The organism is Xenorhabdus hominickii (assembly GCF_002632725.1).
Lineage (GTDB): Bacteria > Pseudomonadota > Gammaproteobacteria > Enterobacterales > Enterobacteriaceae > Xenorhabdus > Xenorhabdus hominickii.
On the sequence record NZ_NJAI01000001.1, the window covers coordinates 1,389,012 to 1,407,959 of the forward strand.

17 protein-coding genes and 1 riboswitch are annotated in these 18,948 nt (G+C 43.8%); of the genes, 7 read left to right on the forward strand and 10 right to left on the reverse strand.

Features of this window, described 5'->3' with window-relative positions; genetic code table 11:
- Window positions 1-94: 94 nt before the first annotated feature.
- Complete coding sequence (gene rpsU / locus Xhom_RS06335) at window positions 95-310, reverse strand: 30S ribosomal protein S21 (protein ID WP_001144069.1); 216 nt, start codon at window positions 308-310, stop codon at window positions 95-97.
- A gap of 492 nt (window positions 311-802) precedes the next feature.
- Here rpsU and tsaD point away from each other — a divergent pair, with 492 nt between their 5' ends.
- Entirely contained in the window at window positions 803-1,840 is a 1,038-nt protein-coding gene (tsaD, locus tag Xhom_RS06340; RefSeq protein WP_069317888.1) for a tRNA (adenosine(37)-N6)-threonylcarbamoyltransferase complex transferase subunit TsaD, read from the forward strand.
- 127 nt (window positions 1,841-1,967) lie between these two features.
- On the opposite strand, the gene Xhom_RS06345 is transcribed toward tsaD, so the two are convergent.
- The 5 genes from Xhom_RS06345 to plsY all read right to left on the reverse strand — a co-directional run bounded on the left by Xhom_RS06345 (window position 1,968) and on the right by plsY (window position 7,097).
- Entirely contained in the window at window positions 1,968-2,942 is a 975-nt protein-coding gene (locus Xhom_RS06345) for a methyltransferase (RefSeq protein ID WP_069317889.1), read from the reverse strand.
- Window positions 2,943-3,523: 581 nt separating this feature from the next.
- Window positions 3,524-4,066: a DUF5384 family protein gene (locus Xhom_RS06350; protein ID WP_069317890.1), complete on the reverse strand. Its 543-nt coding sequence runs from the start codon at window positions 4,064-4,066 to the stop codon at window positions 3,524-3,526.
- 14 nt (window positions 4,067-4,080) lie between these two features.
- Window positions 4,081-4,566 (reverse strand): hypothetical protein, encoded by a 486-nt coding sequence (locus Xhom_RS06355; RefSeq protein WP_069318556.1) that lies wholly within the window; start codon window positions 4,564-4,566, stop codon window positions 4,081-4,083.
- Between the two features lie 357 nt (window positions 4,567-4,923).
- A complete protein-coding gene (locus tag Xhom_RS06360) occupies window positions 4,924-5,964 on the reverse strand; it encodes a zinc-dependent alcohol dehydrogenase family protein (protein ID WP_069317891.1) in 1,041 nt (346 codons plus the stop codon).
- Window positions 5,965-6,440: 476 nt separating this feature from the next.
- Window positions 6,441-7,097, reverse strand: a complete 657-nt coding sequence (plsY, locus tag Xhom_RS06365; protein WP_069317892.1) for a glycerol-3-phosphate 1-O-acyltransferase PlsY — start codon at window positions 7,095-7,097, stop codon at window positions 6,441-6,443.
- A 108-nt stretch (window positions 7,098-7,205) separates the two neighbouring features.
- Between plsY and folB the strand changes: the two genes are divergently transcribed.
- Window positions 7,206-7,559 carry a bifunctional dihydroneopterin aldolase/7,8-dihydroneopterin epimerase gene (gene folB / locus Xhom_RS06370; protein WP_069317893.1) on the forward strand — a complete coding sequence of 118 codons (354 nt, stop codon included), beginning with the start codon at window positions 7,206-7,208 and terminating at the stop codon, window positions 7,557-7,559.
- Between the two features lie 107 nt (window positions 7,560-7,666).
- Here folB and Xhom_RS06375 read toward each other — a convergent pair whose 3' ends face one another.
- Complete coding sequence (locus tag Xhom_RS06375; protein WP_069317894.1) at window positions 7,667-8,839, reverse strand: multifunctional CCA addition/repair protein; 1,173 nt, start codon at window positions 8,837-8,839, stop codon at window positions 7,667-7,669.
- A 17-nt stretch (window positions 8,840-8,856) separates the two neighbouring features.
- Window positions 8,857-9,477 (reverse strand): TIGR04211 family SH3 domain-containing protein, encoded by a 621-nt coding sequence (locus Xhom_RS06380; protein ID WP_069317895.1) that lies wholly within the window; start codon window positions 9,475-9,477, stop codon window positions 8,857-8,859.
- Window positions 9,478-9,767: 290 nt separating this feature from the next.
- Between Xhom_RS06380 and Xhom_RS06385 the strand changes: the two genes are divergently transcribed.
- The 3 genes from Xhom_RS06385 to hldE all read left to right on the forward strand — a co-directional run bounded on the left by Xhom_RS06385 (window position 9,768) and on the right by hldE (window position 15,187).
- On the forward strand, window positions 9,768-10,754 hold the full coding sequence (locus Xhom_RS06385; protein WP_069317896.1) for a CYTH domain-containing protein: 987 nt from the start codon (window positions 9,768-9,770) through the stop codon (window positions 10,752-10,754).
- 33 nt (window positions 10,755-10,787) lie between these two features.
- Complete coding sequence (gene glnE, locus Xhom_RS06390) at window positions 10,788-13,661, forward strand: bifunctional [glutamate--ammonia ligase]-adenylyl-L-tyrosine phosphorylase/[glutamate--ammonia-ligase] adenylyltransferase (protein WP_084023235.1); 2,874 nt, start codon at window positions 10,788-10,790, stop codon at window positions 13,659-13,661.
- 101 nt (window positions 13,662-13,762) lie between these two features.
- Complete coding sequence (gene hldE, locus Xhom_RS06395) at window positions 13,763-15,187, forward strand: bifunctional D-glycero-beta-D-manno-heptose-7-phosphate kinase/D-glycero-beta-D-manno-heptose 1-phosphate adenylyltransferase HldE (protein WP_069317897.1); 1,425 nt, start codon at window positions 13,763-13,765, stop codon at window positions 15,185-15,187.
- 112 nt (window positions 15,188-15,299) lie between these two features.
- Here the strand turns inward: hldE and ubiK are convergent, their stop codons facing one another.
- Window positions 15,300-15,575 (reverse strand): ubiquinone biosynthesis accessory factor UbiK, encoded by a 276-nt coding sequence (ubiK, locus tag Xhom_RS06400; protein ID WP_069318558.1) that lies wholly within the window; start codon window positions 15,573-15,575, stop codon window positions 15,300-15,302.
- A 136-nt stretch (window positions 15,576-15,711) separates the two neighbouring features.
- A riboswitch (FMN riboswitch) is annotated at window positions 15,712-15,896 on the forward strand.
- A gap of 119 nt (window positions 15,897-16,015) precedes the next feature.
- Between ubiK and ribB the strand changes: the two genes are divergently transcribed.
- Window positions 16,016-16,669: a 3,4-dihydroxy-2-butanone-4-phosphate synthase gene (ribB, locus tag Xhom_RS06405; protein ID WP_069317898.1), complete on the forward strand. Its 654-nt coding sequence runs from the start codon at window positions 16,016-16,018 to the stop codon at window positions 16,667-16,669.
- 322 nt (window positions 16,670-16,991) lie between these two features.
- Window positions 16,992-17,768 carry a 4,5-DOPA-extradiol-dioxygenase gene (ygiD, locus tag Xhom_RS06410; RefSeq protein WP_069317899.1) on the forward strand — a complete coding sequence of 259 codons (777 nt, stop codon included), beginning with the start codon at window positions 16,992-16,994 and terminating at the stop codon, window positions 17,766-17,768.
- A 16-nt stretch (window positions 17,769-17,784) separates the two neighbouring features.
- Here the strand turns inward: ygiD and Xhom_RS06415 are convergent, their stop codons facing one another.
- Window positions 17,785-18,945 carry a glutathionylspermidine synthase family protein gene (locus tag Xhom_RS06415; protein ID WP_069317900.1) on the reverse strand — a complete coding sequence of 387 codons (1,161 nt, stop codon included), beginning with the start codon at window positions 18,943-18,945 and terminating at the stop codon, window positions 17,785-17,787.
- Between the last annotated feature and the right edge of the window lie 3 nt (window positions 18,946-18,948).

An 18,948-nucleotide genomic window follows, 5' to 3' on the forward strand; every position in this document is an offset into this window, starting at 1 on the left:
ATGAACGAGAATAAGCCGCGCTTCCCTTGAGAAAGCACGGCCTTTAACTGCAGTAGTTTGTTAAAACAAACACTATGCGGATTAACCGCAAGAATTAGTACAAACGAGTGCGGCGTGCGTTTTCGCGAGCCAGCTTTTTAGCATGACGCTTAACAGCAGAAGCTTTAGCGCGTTTACGCTCAGTCGTTGGTTTTTCATAGAATTCACGACGACGAACTTCTGCTAATACGCCTGCTTTTTCGCAAGAACGCTTAAAGCGACGCAATGCTACGTCAAATGGCTCGTTTTCACGTACTTTAATTACTGGCATGTGCCTCTCACCTCAATAGAAATCGGGTTTGTCGCTGGCGGGATAGTGCCAGCCGTCTTTAAAATGGTGCGGAATTTTACTTCAATGAACACGGCTTTGTAAAGAGCCGAGGAAAATTGAAACCTATAACGGCACGGATTACAGCCTATATTTTTGAATATAAAATCAGCAATAGCAATCTGCATCGACGTTATTAACATTAACCACACGGGATATTCAAGTAGGGCACTGATTATAGACTAAACAGAAAAAATATCTAGCACCCAGTACGTAATATATTCAGTATATACCCAATAGATTTCGGGTTGATACCAACAACGCGGCAACTTGAAAGATATAGGGTATAGAGGTACATAATAAACAGATAGTGTTACACTGCTGCCCGTTGAGAAGAAGACGAAGAATATCGTAATACGAAAGCAGAGTAATACGAAAAACAACAAGATAGTAATACGAAGAACATAGTGACGAAACGACGAGACGAATAGCGCAATGCGAGTTTTAGGTATAGAAACGTCCTGCGATGAAACCGGAATCGCAATTTATGATGATAAAGCCGGTCTGCTAGCCAATCAATTGTACAGTCAGGTCAAGCTGCATGCTGATTATGGCGGTGTTGTGCCCGAACTGGCATCCCGTGACCACATTCGTAAAACGGTTCCCTTGATTCAGGCTGCTTTGAAGGAAGCCGGTTTGACGAGCAAGGACATTGATGCCGTTGCTTACACGGCGGGGCCGGGTTTGGTCGGTGCGTTGCTGGTTGGTGCAACTATCGGGCGTTCACTGGCATTTGCGTGGAATGTACCTGCTATTCCCGTGCATCATATGGAAGGCCATCTGCTGGCGCCTATGCTAGAAGAGCGTAGTCCTGAATTTCCTTTTGTTGCCTTGCTGGTTTCTGGTGGTCATACCCAGCTTATCAGTGTGACAGGTATTGGGGAATACAAACTGTTGGGTGAATCAATTGATGATGCAGCAGGTGAAGCTTTCGACAAGACAGCAAAATTGCTCGGGCTGGATTATCCCGGAGGGCCTTTGCTTTCCCGTATGGCACAGCAGGGTGAGGCAGGACGTTTTGTTTTCCCACGTCCGATGACAGATCGTCCGGGGATGGATTTCAGTTTCTCCGGTCTGAAAACGTTCGCCGCCAATACGATCCGCAATAACATTCATGGTCATGATGCTACTGAGGATGAACAAACTAAGGCGGATATTGCCCGTGCATTTGAAGATGCTGTTGTAGACACTTTAGCGATTAAATGTAAGCGAGCACTAGAACAGACTGGGTTCAAGCGTCTGGTAATGGCCGGAGGCGTCAGTGCAAACCGAACATTGCGTGCCAAGATGCAGGAAGTAATGGAAAAATTGGGAGGCGAAGCCTTCTATGCCCGACCTGAATTTTGTACTGATAATGGGGCGATGATTGCATTAGCTGGCATGATCCGTTTACAGGGAAATACTGACAGTGAATTGGGTGTCACGGTAAAACCACGTTGGCCGTTGGCTGATCTCCCTTCATTGCAAAAATGAAAATGTAAAAGTGAAAATTCAAGGTTATTTAACTGTTTGATACAGTGTAGTTTAAAAACTATTACTGCCAACGGCATAATATCAATGATCGCTGATTTCTAGCGATCATTGATTCCTTATTAATAGTTTATTTTTTCATCTCAATGATATACTGGTTACTTCCCGTTTTGGAAAAATCCAGACTGTATGTGTTGGTGATAGAAAATCCAGCCTGTTTTGCTAATGATTCAAATTCGAATAGATACCGTTCTTTACCTGACAGAAGGGCATCCATATATAAATCAAAAGACTCTGCTTCTGTATTGTTTTTTTCTTTAATCATATCAATGATATATATAACTGAATCTTCACTCATGGCTTTATGGCAATTTTTCAGAATATCAATAGCTTGATTATCTGGCCAATTATGCAAAACATTTTTTATGCAATAAGCATCATATCCTGAAGGAATAGTGGAAAAAAAATCGCCATTGATGAAGGTGATCCCTTCTGATTCTTGTTTGGAAAAATCATATTGATCCATGACGTGACATTGGATATGTGGATAGTGCATTTTTATATTTTTGGCTAAAGAGCCTTTACCTCCTCCTATATCGATAATTGAGAAAATATCATTCAGTGGAATATGTTTGATAATATGTTCATTCATTATATCGGTAACTTTTGACATTAAATTATCAAAAGTAGTTTTGAGGGTTTTATTATGTTCATGACTGAAATAATCAAAAAACTTTTCATGATGATTAAGCTCAAAAGCAGATTGACTATTCGCTTTATTTAAAGATGCACTGTATTGTGACCAAGCGCTCCAGCAGGTTGGACTTAATTCAAATTTTATATGCAATGTTTCAAGGCTGTTTGGATCACTTAGTGATGAACACTGTTCAGTAAGATAAAATTTGTCACCTTTTTTCGTTAATACATTGAGTGATTGCATGTAATTCAATAGCCGATGAAATCTCTCTTGAGAGGCATTACATAGTTTCGCAAGTTGCTCCTCAGTCTTACCGTCTTGGGTGCTTAAATATTGTGGAGCATTGCTTTCCACAAAAGCAAACAACGCATTGGATTTACGATAAGCAGTGATCATTTCCGATAGCATTATTCATGTTCCTTATTCAAATTTTATAAATGTTTCTTTTTTGGAAGGTAAATGACTGATGTATTTGATTGATGGATACTGTTTTTTGATTATCACACTTATTGAGTCTGACATCAGGGATGTCATCTTAAATCTGCTTATAAAATCATTTCTTATGATTGCTTATACCCGATGGGCTTCAAAATGCAGAACTTGGTCAACAAAGTACTAATTTGAAAGACGACAGTATATGTCATTAAATAGCTTATCTATTAGTTTCTTTTGTTAATTTTTTAGTTTAATTGAGAGTAAATTGAATTATAGATTTTTATAGTACTTAATTAAATGTTTTAATGTGTTTAAAAATATTACTTTCTTATTAAGAAAGAATGGCTTTTTGTGGGTGGGTTTCATGATACTTAATCGTGTTCTTAATGTGAAAATTTATTTTTTTATTTTTTCTATGAGTTATTTTTATTGGTGTGATTACAAATGTATTTGATGAGGAAATATGCTGAAATTGGTAAAAAATCCCAGTCAAATTGAATTCACTGGGATCTTGTTTTTAATTGAAAGAATTAGTTTTGCTCAGAATTAATATATTACTTGAACCAACCACTGGATTGCTTCTCACGAGCACGGCCTTCACTTTCTAACAGAGCTTTACCACCTGATGATAAATTACGATTAACATCAGCTTCTGACTGGATAACATCTGTTTTTGCCGCTTGGGTTTTCAACTCTTGATCAATGAAATCATTTTCACGTTTCACTCTGGCTACACGTTTTTCCAACTCAAGTTTTTTCATCTCTAATTCGAGTTTGCGCAGCTCATCTTCATAAGTTTGATCTCTTTTTTTATCTGCCGCTGCGTCGGCAAGTCGTCTTTGCTTCTCCACTGATTGCGCAGCCTCGTGCTTTCTTATTTTTTCTGCTCTAGTCGCGGCTTCTTTTTGTTTTTTTGCTTTTTCTGCTCTGGCTTCTTTTTCTAATTTAGCCTGTAGAGCTACTTGTTGTTTCTGCTCTTCAGTTTTGCCTTCATTTTCTGCTTGGGCAATGGCAGAAAGCTGGCTTTGAAGAGATGAAGAAAAAGCTGGCATGGATAGAGTAGCCAGTAAAGATGCAATAAAGATTTCCTTAACCATAATTCACCTGCTTATTATTTTTTATCTGGGCAAGCGGCATTAGGCTGGATGCGCGTTTCGTTTGCTTTGGTTGAAATGATTACAGCTAATCCTGGCGTGAATTGACATATGCGGCCAACCTGAGTTGATGTGTAAATTTTAGTTTTTTCTTTGTATGTCAGGGAAACGCCTTCTACCAGCACTTTATCTTTTATCATCGAACCTGCTGCCGCACCAACGGCACCACCACCTACTGCACCAGCAGCAATACCCGCACCAGAACCAGAGCCGACGTTATAACCGACAACACCGCCTGCTACAGCACCAAGAATGGCACCAAATGTTTGGGCTGCTTCTTTGTTTGATTTGTTTTCTACAACTATTTTTGCAGGAAGTACAGAAATAATATTGACTGTCGTTGTTTCTTGCTTTCCATTTAATTGAGTCGTGTCATAAACATCCGCTGCAAATGAATCGGCATTGGATTGGCATCCGCTCATAACAATAGAAGAAGCAGCCATTACTGAGATGCATAATGATTTAATTTTCACTTTTATTACCTATAAAACCGCAAAAAAGAGATGATACTGCATCCTTTTGTGATAATAAACAAGATAATATATAGGTTATATTGAATTAGGTCGTTATTTAACCTTGAAGCAAGTTGAGGTTACCTATTTATATGTATTTATTTGAAAGATAATTGAGGAATTTTTTTGAGTAAATAAAGAGCAATTTTTTCGAGGCAGAAGATCATAATTGTTGTTATGAAATAGAATATCTAAAAATAATCTTTCTTTTATAGAGGTAAGCAGGGAAGTTAATAATTTTAGCAGGAAGGATTATTTAAATTTATCCTTCCTGCTTTGTTTGTACGCTTATTCTGCTGTCAGGACAATTTTCAGGGCTTTTTCCTTTGCTGCGTTACCAAAAATGTCATAAGCCCTCTCTATTTCACTCAGTGGATAATGATGAGTAGCAAGTTTTTCAGGTGAAATTTTGCCGGATTGGACACTTTTCAGCAGCATTGGTGTACTGCTGGTGTTGACCAATCCTGTCGTAATGGAGATATTCTTGATCCAAAGCTCTTCCAAGTGCAATTCGACGGATTTTCCGTGAACACCAACGTTAGCGATAGAACCTCCAGCGGTAATGATATCCTGACATATCTTGAATGTTGCGGGGATGCCAACGCACTCAATTGCGACATCCACACCAATGCCATCAGTAATTTTGTTAATCTCTTCCACTATGTTTTGATGTGCTGGGTTGATAACGGTATTGGCACCAAACTGTTGTGCGACGCTAAGGCGATTATCATCGGTATCAATCATGATGATATGTGCTGGTGAATAGAATTGTGATGCCAGTAACGCCGAAAGACCAACTGGCCCCGCACCAATCAGGGCGATGGTATGACCTGGTTGCACTCTGCCATTCAAGACGCCGATTTCAAACCCCGTAGGCAAGATGTCACTGAGCATTAATGCTGCTGCTTCATCTACCCCGTCTGGCAGACGATGCAGGCTATTATCTGCATGAGGAATGCGGACTTTCTCTGCCTGAGTACCATCGATTTTATGTCCAAGGATCCAACCACCGTCCTTACAGTGTGCATAAAGCTGGCGTTTGCAATAACGGCAGCTACCGCAGACAGTGATACAGGAGATGATTACCTTATCACCCACTTTGATATTACGGACAGAGCTTCCAACAGATTCAACAATTCCAATACCTTCATGGCCCAAAATTCGTCCTGCGTCTACAGTAGGAACGTCTCCTTTGAGGATATGCAGATCTGTTCCACAAATAGTGGTTTTGACGATGCGGACAATTGCATCGGTTGACTCGATGAGTTGAGGTGGTGCTTTTTCTTCCCAGAACTTTTTTCCCGCTCCGTGATAAACGAGTGCTTTCATAAGATCTCCTCACAGATTATTGGGTTTTTGCAATGTGAATCCGGTCTTTTGGATGGTTCAAATTGGTGGTTAAAAAATGACAAGTAATTTAAAAGGTGTCGTTTGATTTATAAAATAATTGAAATTATGGGGCAATTCACGGTGTAGAAATAGTAAGTATAGTATGTGATTTATCGGTGCTTATGGTTTTTTAAGTGCATTTTTCCATTTTTTACCATTAATTTTTATAATGTTTTTGTGTGGTAAGCTAATTTCTTTGGCACTATTCCATAATCTGATCCACATTATGGCTTACGAGATGGTTTGCGCGATGATTTGCACTGTGTGTCTGGTGCCTGTATTACGCTGATACTTTTTAGGACGCTCGACACGAAATACGCTCGTCACGAAATAGAAGATGGTGGCGTTTTTTTGGAGGGAAGGTCATGGAATAGAGGTTATGGAATAGAGAAGCCCCTTGTGGGGGCTGTCCGCTCTCAATCGTCTTGTTGCTCCTGCTTGGTTGCTTGAAGTTTCTCTTGGTCTGTCATTTCTTGTTTCTTTTTCAATTTCTGCCAGATACGGCTCTCCTGTCCTCGCCAAAGGCGCTGGATATTATCGTGGTGGCGAACCAGCACCAGACATGACAACATTGCGACGGGAAAAGTGAATTCAGGTTTGAACCACCAGACGTAGAAAGGCGCGATTAATGCGCTAACGATAGCACCTAATGAAGAATAACCACTTAGCAATGCGGTCATCAGCCATGTGCCAGCAACTAATCCCATGAGATCCCAGCCGATGGCGGCAATGGCACCAAAGGCTGTTGCTACGCCTTTTCCCCCCTTAAAATGGAAGAAGACGGGGTAAATATGCCCCAGACAGGCAGCAATGGCGACAATACCTAAATAAAATGGGGGAATATTGAGTTTGTATGCCAGCCAAACCGGGATCATTCCTTTTAGGACATCACAGACCAATACTGACAATGCCGCCCATTTACCACCAATGCGTAATACATTCGTTGCCCCTGGGTTACCAGAACCATGTTGACGGGGGTCGGGAAGTCCTGCCAAACGGCAGATCAATATCGCGCTGGATATGGAGCCACATAAATACGCGAAGATGATCATGCCAAGCGCGATAGCACTCATAAGATATCTCCAATGAATAGGGGTCGTTTTCTTAACTCTAACAATGGATAATACGCACATTTCGCCGGAAGTGGTATCCGGTGAACTGAAAAACGGGGGAAGGGCGTGATGGATATCGTATTTATTGAAGAATTAACGGTTATTACTACTATTGGTGTTTATGATTGGGAACAGGCAATTAAGCAAAAATTAGTGTTCGATATCGAAATGGGATGGGACAACCAGCGAGCCGCTTCCAGCGATAATGTGGGACACTGTTTAGATTATGCTAAGGTCAGCGAAGCGGTGATCCACCATGTGGAAAGCCAGCGTTTTGCCTTGGTTGAACGTGTGGCAGAGGAAGTGGCAGATATTTTGCTGAACCAATTTCATTCACCTTGGGTAAGAATCAAAGTCAGTAAACCGGGAGCCGTTGCACATGCCAAAAGTGTAGGGGTAGTGATTGAGCGGAATGCGGGTTAATTGGTGAACTCCTCATACGGGCACATTAAAAAGCGTCTCCAATTAATGAGCTATTCGGGACGCTTTTATACAATGCTAGTTTTAACGTTAAAATTAATTTCTGGATATTAATCTGCCAATGACTGTTTCCAGTCCGCGATAGCCATTTGTCGCTGACGTTCTAATTCGGTACGGATCTGCGCTCCCTGAAATCCTCGGGCAATCACCGCTTGGACGCTGACCTGACTGGCAATGGTAAACACTGTGCGCAGGTAATTACCTTGTGGATAGGGCGCTGTTGCTAACCCTGCGCATCCACGGATGTCTGCTTCGCTACAGATAATCAACTGCTCAATGCGCTGTGGCTTGCGCCAAGCATCCACGGCGTTAAATAAAGTCAGTAAAGCTTCTGGAGATAATTGCTCTGCGCTATGAACCCAATCGTGGTATTGCGTCATGATGACAGCGAGGTCACGCGCTGAGTTGGGAATGCGGAGTCGTTCACACATCTGTTTTACTGGCATGATTCCGACATGGCTGCATAGTGAAGCGAAACGAATATCTGTCTCTCCGCTCAATTGAGTGGATATTTGCAACACTTGTAATGAGTGAAGTCCTGCATCAGGTTCAGAATGTGTTTTTTCCCGTAGAGAAAGGCCGAATAAGCTCTCAATTTCAGGAAAGAGGGCAGCTAATGCTCCACAATCACGTAGAATCTGAAAATAGACCTTTGGTGATTGTGAGGTGAGCGCCTTTTCCGTTTCACGCCAAACTCGTTCGGGAGTCAATGATGACAATTCACCACTCGCGACCATTTCCGCGATGAGTAATTGAGTTTCTGGTGCAATTGTGAAACCCAAATGAGCAAAGCGGGCGGCAAAGCGAGCCAAACGCAGTACGCGTAATGGATCTTCTGAAAATGCCGCGGAAACATGGCGTAAGGTCCGATTTTTGAGATCATTGATACCATGATAGGGGTCGACTAATTCACCTTCTGGCGTTTGGGCGATGGCATTAATCGTTAAATCACGGCGCAGCAGATCTTCTTCCAATGTCACATCGGGAGCGGCATAACAGGTAAAACCCGTATATCCTTGACCTGATTTTCTTTCCGTCCGCGCCAGCGCATATTCTTCATGGGTTTTGGGATGCAGGAAAACGGGAAAGTCTTTCCCAACCTGTTGATATCCTTCTGACAGCAGTTTTTCTGGGTTACCGCCAACGACAACCCAGTCTCTTTCAGTCACGGGCAGATCCAATAATTGATCGCGAACTGCGCCGCCAACTAAATAGATTTTCACTCTAGTGCTTCCTTAAATCAGCTCATCCAACGATCTTTATTTTTGCGACGCGGGATAATGTGTGGCAATAGCAGCCCCAAGATCAGGCCGAACCCCGCAACACCACCGCCATATGCAAACCACTGCAAGATGATTTCTCTTTGTTTATCATCTAATTGCAGATTGGCTGCATCTACTTTTTTCTCAGCCACTGTCAGCTTACTCAAAAGCTGGGCATTCTCTTTTTTGAGGTTATTGATGATCTTATCGCTGGAAGCAACTTTGTTTTGCAATTCAGCGGTACGTGTATTCCACGTATCATCAATGTTTGTCAGCTCATCGGTCAGTGTTTTGATTTTTTGTTCCATGGCGGGAATACGTTCGCGCAGACTTGGAATAGTACTGAGTTCACTGGAAAGCATCCAGCTTGTACGCCCTTTGCTATCCCTCACTTGCAAGAAGCCATTCTCTGACTTTTGGCTGAGCAAAGAAACTTCCTCACCGGAATTTAGTGAACCAATGATGCGGTGTTGATTGCTTGGGCCGCTACGAATATAGGCAGATAATTCGTCAGAAACATAACGTTTTTCTTCAGCATGCACGGATAACGGGAGCGTGAAACCCAGTAACAGGATAAATAATCGATGTAGTTTTTTCATTCTGTGTTCAACTGTTTTTTTGTATATGGATCAATCGTGATTCAAACTACTCAAAGAATAGTAAAGAGTTAAGTTTGCGGGTGCAATCAGTAAACCAGAATGAGCACTCTCTCAACTGACCGAATACAGACCTTGTTAGGGTTTTTTTTAACAAAGTAAGCATGATGTTTGTTGAGGTAATCCCCTATTGTGGTTTATTTTTCTCTTTTACTGCATTTTCTCTGTTATCAAATAATGTATGAACAGGGTTATAAAAAAGAGCTCTGTTGTATGGATTGAGGAATAAAAATATGCGTTCTATAGAAGTAGAGTTGAAACTGTCTGTTAAGTCTGACGCGATACCAGCAGTTCGCCAGCAATTATTTCAATTTCCTCATACTTATATTTCACCACAACACCTGACTAATATTTATTTTGAGACGCCAGATAACCAATTACGACGTTGGGATATGGGGCTGCGTATTCGTGGTTTTGATGGGCATTATGAGATGACCATCAAAACCGCAGGTCAAGTAATTGGTGGCTTGCATCAGCGCCCTGAATTCAATGTTCCTTTGCAGCACCCAAAGTTGGATTTGGCACAATTTCCCAGCCATATCTGGCCTGAAAATACTGATCTTGCACTGCTACAATCTCAATTGACCGAGTTATTCAGCACTGATTTTACCCGTGAAAAGTGGCTTGTGACTTATGGAAAAAGTGAGATTGGCGGACAAAGTAAAATTGAAGTGGTGTTGGATCAGGGATGTGTTAGTGCCGAAAATACGTGTTCTGAAACCCAGACATCACCCATTTGTGAGTTTGAGCTGGAGCTACAAAACGGACATGTCACGGATATTCTGTCACTGGCGGATCAACTGGCATCACTGAATGGTTTACGATTGGCGAATAAAAGTAAGGCTGCACGAGGATATGCACTGGCTTATGGCTCGCCGCGTAATGCGTTGCCCAGTGTCCCTGATAAGTTAGAGTGGCAGCAGCCATTATCTGTTCTTCTGACTCAGATTTTGGCGCAATGGCAGGAACAGGAAGAAGGATGGTTATCGGGTTTGGCTGAAGGTCAAACGGGATTGGTGCAGGTTTTGCATTGGGTAACCCAGTTGACAGAAAAACAGGCGGAACGTTTACCGGAATTTGGCTTACTGTCTGATTTATTACCAACATTAAAGGATGCTTTATCCACTGTTGGCGCAGAGGCCGAAACGTTATGCTACAGCTCTGCTTGGTTGCAATGTAAGCTGGCATTAACTCGATGGTTGATAGCTCAGTCTCGATAAGCTCACGCTCAGGGTAATTAGGGGAACCCAGTTATGTCGCTACTTTTATTGCCATTATCATCTTTAGCTTTAGCACCACTCTCACCGCCTTTAGTTCAACAAGCAGAACATGTCGTTGCGAATTTTCAGTTATTAGGGGAAACGATTGTGTATTTTGCTCCCCATGAGCAGGCTGTACTATCACTGAGTGATTTTGTGGCTGAAAATTTGCTGTCACATCCAACATGGTTAGAAGATATTCGCCAGAATCCGCCTTCACCAGAGGAATGGCAATATTATTCCGATTGGCTGGAGCAAGTGTTATCTATGGCTGATGATGAAAATGGATTAATGCGGGTTTTGCGTCTGTTTCGTCACCGAATGCTGGTCAGGATAGCATGGTTGCAGGCACTGCAAGGTAGCACGACGGAGCAGACGTTGCAGCAGTTAAGTATGTTGGCTGAAACCTTGATTGTGGCTGCCCGTGACTGGCTTTACCTACGTTGCTGTCAGGATTTGGGAACACCGACCAATGGTGATGGAATGGCACAGCCATTGTTGATTCTGGCGATGGGTAAATTGGGTGGTGGGGAGCTCAATTTTTCCTCTGATATCGATCTCATTTTTGCTTATCCAGAGAACGGCGTAACTCAAGGGGGGCGTCGCGAAGTGGACAACTCCCAGTTTTTTACCCGATTGGGACAGAAGTTGATTAAGGTGCTGGACCAACAAACTGTGGACGGATTTGTTTATCGTGTGGACATGAGATTACGTCCATTTGGTGACAGTGGCCCTTTGGTATTCAGCTTTCCGGCATTGGAAGATTATTATCAGGAACAGGGGCGTGATTGGGAACGTTATGCGCTGGTGAAAGCGCGTATTCTGGGCTATGACGAGCAGACTTATTGTCAGGAATTGCGCCAAATGTTGCGCCCATTTGTTTTCCGCCGTTACATCGATTTCAGCGTGATTCAATCTTTGCGCAATATGAAGGGCATGATTGAGCGGGAAGTTCGTCGTCGAGGATTGAAAGACAACATCAAACTGGGTGCGGGAGGGATCCGTGAAATCGAGTTTATCACACAAGTTTTTCAGCTTATTCGCGGTGGAAGGGAGCCCGACCTGCAATTGCGTTCATTACTGCCGACACTGAAAGTCATTGAAGAGCAGGCTTTATTAATACCGGAACAGGTGCGGCAACTGGAAGACAGTTACCTGTTCTTACGTAGGCTTGAAAACCTACTGCAATCGATTCATGACCAGCAAACGCAAACTTTACCGGATAACACTCTGGATCGTGCCCGTCTCTCCTGGGGAATGAACTTTGCCGATTGGGATGCGCTGATAACTGAAACCGAGCATAAAATGAAGGCGGTCCGGGACATTTTCCAGCAATTGATTGGCGATGAATCGGAGGAGAATGGTGATAAAGCCAGTTATGTGCCGTTTAAAAGTTTATGGTTGGAAGCTTTGAACAGGGATGAATTAATCGCATTGGCTCCGCAGCTTGACGAGTCCGAAGCCCAGAAGATGCTTGATGGAATAGCACTTTTTCGCCAAGACATCAGTAAACGTACTATTGGGCCGCGGGGGCGGGATGTGCTTGACCAATTAATGCCGCGTTTGTTGGCAAAAATTGGGGAGCGAAAAAATGCCAATACTGTCTTGGCCCGGCTTATTCCGCTGTTGATGAGCATCGTCAGCCGAACGACTTATCTGGAACTGATGCTGGAATCAGAACAGGCCATGACCCACGTTATCCGCTTGTGTGCTGCTTCTCCGATGATTGCCAATCAATTGACGCTCCATCCAATGTTGCTGGATGAACTCCTCGATCCAAAATCGCTGTATCAGCCGTTGCCGCTGGAAGCCTACCGTGACGAACTTTATCAATATCTACTGCGTATTCCTGAAGATGATGAAGAACAATTGCTGGAAGCATTGCGTCAATTCAAGCAGGCCCAATTATTGAGAATTGCAGCAGAAGATATCACGGGTATCCTGCCTGTCATGAAAGTGAGTGATCACCTGACCCATCTGGCGGAAGCCATTATCGGCGCAGTCGTGCAGCAGGCGTGGAAGCAGGTGGTAAAACGCTATGGTGTTCCCGCTCATCTATCCGAGAGGAAAGGGTTGGGGTTTGCCATTATCGGTTATGGCAAATTAGGGGGCTGGGAACTGGGTTATGGTTCTGATTTAGATCTGGTGTTCTTGTTGGATTGCCCTATGGGGGTGATGACAGATGGAAATCGCTCCATCGATGCCCGCCAGTTCTATGTCCGCCTTGCCCAACGTATCCTTCATTTATTCAGTACTCGAACGGCATCGGGGATATTGTATGAGGTTGATGCCCGCCTGCGTCCATCGGGTGAATCGGGTATGTTGGTCAGTACTTTTGAAGCCTTTGACGATTACCAAAAACATGAAGCGTGGACGTGGGAGCATCAAGCATTAATTCGCGCTCGCATGGTTTTCGGTGATGATAAAATGAGTAATGATTTTGAGCGTATTCGCCGTGAAACGTTATGTCTCCCCCGTGATCCCGATCTTCTTCGTCAGCAGGTGCGTGAAATGCGAGAAAAAATGCACCGGCACTTGGGCAGCCATCGGCATGAGCAATTTGATATCAAGGCTGATCCGGGCGGGATCACCGATATTGAATTTATCGCTCAATATCAGGTGTTGCGTTATGCACCGGAAAATGCCGATTTGACTCGTTGGTCTGATAATGTGCGAATTTTCGAATTAATGGCGAAGCATAATATTATGGATGAACATGAAGCGATGGCGCTGACGCAGGCTTACACTACCATGCGTGATGAACTGCATCATCTTGCCTTGCAGAAGTTATCCAGCAGTGTTTCTGTCGAATATTTTAGCCAGCAGCAGGCTTTGGTGCGTGATAGCTGGCAAAAGTGGCTTGGTTAGTTGATATCGTTGGATGATCGCTTTTCTTACTGGATCTTGCTGGTCTTTAATTTGGTTATGGTAATATCCGCAACAGTTTATTTTTATATTTGGAGTATGGGATGAAAGTAACACTCCCTGATTTTCACCGCGCAGGTGTTTTGGTTGTTGGCGATGTTATGTTAGACCGCTATTGGTACGGTCCGACCAGCCGAATTTCACCGGAAGCTCCGGTTCCTGTGGTTAAGGTGGAAACGATAGAAGAGCGGCCTGGTGGTGCGGCCAATGTTGCCATGAATATTGCATCATTGGGGGCAAGTTCACATTTAGTTGGCTTAACCGGCATTGATGATGCAGCACGTGCATTGAATGAAAAGCTCAGTAGTGTGAAAGTCCAATGTGATTTTGTTTCTGTCCCGACTCATCCCACTATCACGAAACTGCGAGTTTTATCGCGTAACCAGCAATTGCTTCGTCTGGATTTTGAAGAAGGTTTCCAAAATGTAGACGCTCAGCCGATGTTGGAAAAAATCCAGCAATCTCTGCCAAATATTGGTGCGTTGGTACTATCTGATTATGCCAAGGGGGCACTGAATCAGGTTCAGGCAATGATTAAGTTGGCTAATGAAGCGAATATTCCCGTTCTGATTGATCCAAAAGGCAGTGATTTTGAACGCTATCGTGGCGCGACCCTGCTCACACCAAACATGTCAGAATTTGAAGCTGTCGTGGGACAGTGCAAAGATGATGAAGATCTGGTACAGAAAGGTACAAAACTGGTACAGGATCTGGAGCTGAAAGCGCTACTGATCACGCGTTCTGAGCGTGGCATGAGCTTGCTACGCGTCGGGCAACCCCCTTTGCATCTGCCGACTCAGGCGCAGGAAGTCTTTGATGTCACTGGTGCGGGAGATACCGTGATTGGCGTGTTGGCTACGGCACTTGCCGCCGGTAAGCCGCTGAACGAAGCGTGTTACCTTGCCAATGCGGCTGCGGGTGTCGTTGTTGGCAAACTGGGGACATCCACCGTTTCGTCGGTAGAGCTGGAAAACGCAGTGCGCGGCCGTGCAGCAACCGGATTTGGCGTGATGAGTGAAACGCAATTGAAAGACGTCGTTGCACTAGCCCGTCAGCGCGGTGAACGCATCGTCATGACCAATGGCTGTTTTGATATTCTCCATGCCGGGCATGTTTCTTACTTGTCCAATGCGCGTAAGTTAGGAGATCGCCTGATCGTTGCTGTCAACAGTGATGCTTCCACCAAACGGCTGAAAGGAGAAACGCGTCCGGTGAATCCTTTGGAGCAGCGTATGATTGTGTTATCTGCATTGGAATCCGTGGATTGGGTTGTGGCATTTGAAGAAGATACGCCTCAACGTTTAATTGCAGGTATCCTGCCGGATATTTTGGTCAAAGGCGGTGATTACAAGCCCGAAGAGATTGCGGGTAGCGAAGAGGTTTGGGCGGCTGGTGGCGAAGTTAATGTATTGAACTTCGAAGATGGTATCTCAACATCGAATATCATCAAGATCATAAAAAGCCAGTAAACAGGTATCATATACTGGCTTATCGCCGGGCACTAAATCTATGGAGGAGAATGAGGCAACGGTGGCTATTCTCCTCACTTAATTAATACCTTACGCAATTTTACTCACACAATCATTCAGCCTGTTCCGTTTTCTTGTTTGTTCCTTCCAGACGGGCTTCCAGTTCATTCAGACGTTGTTCCATCGCGACTAACTTTTCACGGGTACGCAGCAAGACCTGTGTTTGGATATCAAATTCTTCACGGTTCACGAGATCCAGCTTGCTTAATTGGGATTGCAGAGCGGTACGCAATTTTTTTTCTACGTCATCACCAAACTCTTTGACACCTTTCGGCATGGAATTGTGGATTTGGCGGGCAATTTGTTCAATTTTCTTTGGATCGAGCATGATGATCATCCTTTTACGACATAATTGTGTTGGCTGTATTTTAATACCTGATGATGAAAGCATAAATGATTGAGAGCCAGGTTTCATATTTGATTTTGTTGATTGCCCCTATAAGTTATTAGCGCTATAGTGAAAATGTTTATCTCAGGGCAGGGTGAAAGTCCCTACCGGCGGTAACATGAAGTGGTTGAGTAACCATTTTATGAAGCCCGCGAGCGCTCTGTTTGTATTTATTCTTTTAATTAAGGATAAAGACAGAGGTCAGCAGATCCAGTGTAATTCTGGAGCCGACGGTGATAGTCCGGATGGGAGAGAATAACAGCATCAATCGAGTGCTTGCGCTCGTCTGTTGTTTTTGCTGCCGTATTTTTGTGCAGTGCTAACTCCTCAAAATTGCCCTGATTCTGGTAATCCATACATTTAAAAGAGGTTTCTTTACCATGAATCAGACGCTACTTTCCTCATATGGGACGCCATTTGAACGTGTTGAACGTGCGCTTGCTGCTTTGCGTGCAGGTCAGGGCGTGATGGTATTGGATGACGAAAATCGTGAGAATGAAGGTGACATGATTTTCGCTGCTGAAACAATGACGATAGAACAGATGGCATTGACTATCCGTCATGGCAGTGGAATTGTTTGCCTTTGCCTGACGGAAGAACGCCGCCAGAAACTCGAATTGCCAATGATGGTGGAAAACAATTCCAGTCAATACCAGACGGCTTTTACTGTCACGATTGAAGCTGCACAGGGTGTAACAACGGGTGTTTCTGCGGCTGACCGCATTACCACTATTCAGGCAGCCATTGCTGATGATGCACAGCCACATGATTTGAATCGGCCCGGGCATGTTTTTCCTCTGCGCGCGCAACCGGGAGGGGTTTTGACTCGCCGTGGTCATACCGAAGCCACTATTGATTTGGTTAAGATGGCGGGTTTCAAACCTGCTGGAGTGCTGTGTGAATTGACGAATGAAAATGGTTCAATGGCGCACGCACCTGAAGTGATTGAATTCGCTAAACAACATGATATGCCGGTCGTCACGATTGAAGATTTGGTGAGCTATCGTCGGGAAATGGCAAAGGCAGCGAGTTAGTCGCCTATCCCAGTAGAAAGCAGATCGGAATAGAAAACAGATCGGAATAGTAAACAGATCGGGATAGAATATATCGGTTATACCCAAGAGATTTCGAGTTGCAGTGTCGCCGGCAAAGCAGCACAATAGCTTGAAATATTAGGGATATAATGCATGCACGTTTGAGAGGCTACAGTCCACACCCTGTAGCCTTTTAGTATTTTTGAAGCATACCATCATTTTTGATTGACTGCATTCAGGGAAGAAAAGCCCTAATCTTGTCATAATCTTTTTATCATAACTCACTATTCGAAATGTTTAATCTGCTGTATGAGAGGCGAGAATGAGTCTCCTGAGAATGCCTGCTTTATTCATTGGTCATGGTACTCCAATGAATGCCCTTGAAGATAATTGTTACTCACGAGCGTGGTTTGATCTGGGGGAAATGTTACCCAGACCAAGGGCGATTCTGGTTATTTCTGCGCATTGGTACACAAATGGTACAAAAGTGACAGCAATGGCAAAACCCAGAACTATTCACGATTTTGGTAATTTTCCGCGAGAACTGCATGAAAAACAGTATCCAGCCAGAGGTTTTCCTGAACTGGCGGTGTTAGTACAGGATATTCTTGAGCCGATTGAAGTTGAGACTGACTTTGAACAATGGGGATTGGATCATGGCTCTTGGGGGATATTGGCGAAAATGTATCCCGATGCAGACATTCCGGTTATCCAACTGAGCATGGATCGTAATCAACCCGCTTCTTTCCATTATGAAGTCGGTAAAAAATTATCTTTGCTGCGAGATGAAGGGGTCTTGATTATCGGAAGTGGAAATGTCGTGCATAATTTGCCAGCCGAAATAGTAGGGGCAGAACCTTTTCCGTGGGCTGTGTCTTTTGAGCAGTTTGTACGTGAAAATTTAACCAGTCTTGAAGAACCTCATCCTTTGCTCAATGCGCTGGACAGAGAAGATGGTCAATTATCTAACCCAACGCCAGAGCACTTCCTGCCGTTGTTCTATATACTGGGAACATGGAATAAAAAAGAGCCGGTTTCAACCCCTGTTGAGGGTACTGAAGATGGCTCTTTAAGTATGTTGTCGATTCAGGTTGGCTAATTAATCCAAAATCCAATTAATCTAAAATAATGTGCGGGTAGAAACGTGATAGATCTTGAGTAATTAACTCACGATCTTCACGGACACAGATACCCGCAGATTGATCATCTACCAGCCAGCTACCGATCAAGGTATAGCTATCACCGAATTTTGGCAATGAATGGAATTGCTGAACGATCATGCCTTCTTCCCCATAAGGGCCATCGGCACTGGCAACTTCCCGGCCATTTTCAATAATGCGAATATTGGCTCCTTCACGGGAGAACAAAGGCTTAATGACATAGCTATCCATGTCTGAAGGGCGTTCATCGGCAAAATAAGCAGGCAGCAGGTTAGGATGATTTGGGAACATTTTCCACAACATTGGCAGAAGAGCTTTGTTGGAAATAATGCTTTTCCATGCCGGCTCCAGCCAACGGACACCTGCATCAGCCAGTTTGGTGGAAAACATTTCGCGCAGCATAAATTCCCACGGATACAGTTTGAATAGATTGCTGATCACTTGATCCTGCAAATCTGTAAACTGCCCCTTTTCACCCAGCCCGATATCCTCAATAAACAGGAATTCGGTTGGAATACCGGCTTCTGCAGCACAATCCTGCAAATATTGGATAGTGCTACGATCTTCTTCAGTATCCTGACAGCAGGCCATATGCAGCAGGCCAAATCCATGTTTTTCACGTAACTGTACAAAACGCTCAATCAACTTTTCTTGCAGGCTGTTGAACTGATCAGCATTTGACGGCAGATTGCCCGCATTGATCTGGTCTTCCAACCAGATCCACTGAAAGAAAGCGGATTCGTACAGGGACGTTGGGGTATCGGCGTTGTTTTCCAACAACTTGGGTGGGTTTTTGCCATCGTAGGCGAAATCCAAACGTGAGTAGAGCGAAGGTTGGCTGGTCACCCATGAAGAACGGATAAACTCCCAGCAATGTTTTGGGATCTGGAATTTAGCCAGTAGCTCGTCGCTATCGACCACTTTTTCTACGACCTGCAAACACATTTGGTGCAGTTCTGCCGTCGCATCTTCAATTTCTTCAATCTGACTCAGTGTGAACTGATAATAAGCCTCTTCACTCCAGTAAGGTTGCTCATACATGGTGTGAAAATTGAAACCATATTCTGCTGCTTTTTCGCGCCAATCCGGGCGCTCGGTAATACCAATGCGTTTCATGTT